Source organism: Bradyrhizobium sp. 142 (assembly GCF_023074015.1).
In the GTDB taxonomy this organism is placed as follows: domain Bacteria; phylum Pseudomonadota; class Alphaproteobacteria; order Rhizobiales; family Xanthobacteraceae; genus Bradyrhizobium.
Map to the genome: position 1 here is coordinate 1 of NZ_JADPKQ010000371.1, position 651 is coordinate 651.

Annotated in this window: 1 protein-coding gene; it reads right to left on the minus strand. The window is 64.8% G+C overall.

Annotated features, from left to right (window positions below; all coding sequences use genetic code 11):
• Positions 1-178: 178 nt before the first annotated feature.
• Positions 179-651, minus strand: a 473-nt coding sequence (locus IVA82_RS34025; protein ID WP_247493726.1) for a transposase, incomplete at its 5' end; no start/stop codon positions are given.

Genomic DNA, 651 nt, shown 5'->3' on the forward strand with positions numbered 1-651 from the left:
TGATGCAGTCATGCGCATCGGCAGCGAAGCTCCGAAGCGGCGGACCCATTCTCCCTTTCGGCATTGAAAGCCAAGGAAACACGTCGGGGCTCCGCCACCTCGAACCGTCATCGGCGACCCGTCACCAGCGGACGGACCGGGCCGAAACTGTTGGGTGTCCTTCAGTGACCTCTGTTCATTATGCCGGCCGCAGAACGACGCCGTCCGGCACCACGCCCTCCCGCACGAGACGCCACAGGGCGATCAGTAGCTTGCGCGCCAAGGCCACGATCATGGTCTTGCGCGTGCCGCGGGCGCTCTCGGTGCGGGTTCGAAACCACTGCGCCAAGGTGCTGTCCTTCTGGAACATGAGAAATCGCCACGCCAATTGGATCATGCCTCGTCGAACCCGAGCGTTGCCGGAACGGGTCAGCCCTTTCTGCCGGCGTTTTCTGCCGCTCTCGTCGGGCGAGCCCGTGAGGCCGGCGTAACGCGCGATCGCCCGTCGGTCGCGCATGCTTCGCGACAGGACCTCCTGCACCAGCATGTCGGCCGTCTCGACACCAACCCCGATCACCCGCGCCAACAGGCGCACCATGGCGTGTGGTCCATCACTGGGCGCTTGCTTGAGACGCTCCAGCCGAGCGTCCTCGATCTGCCTGATCTGATCAC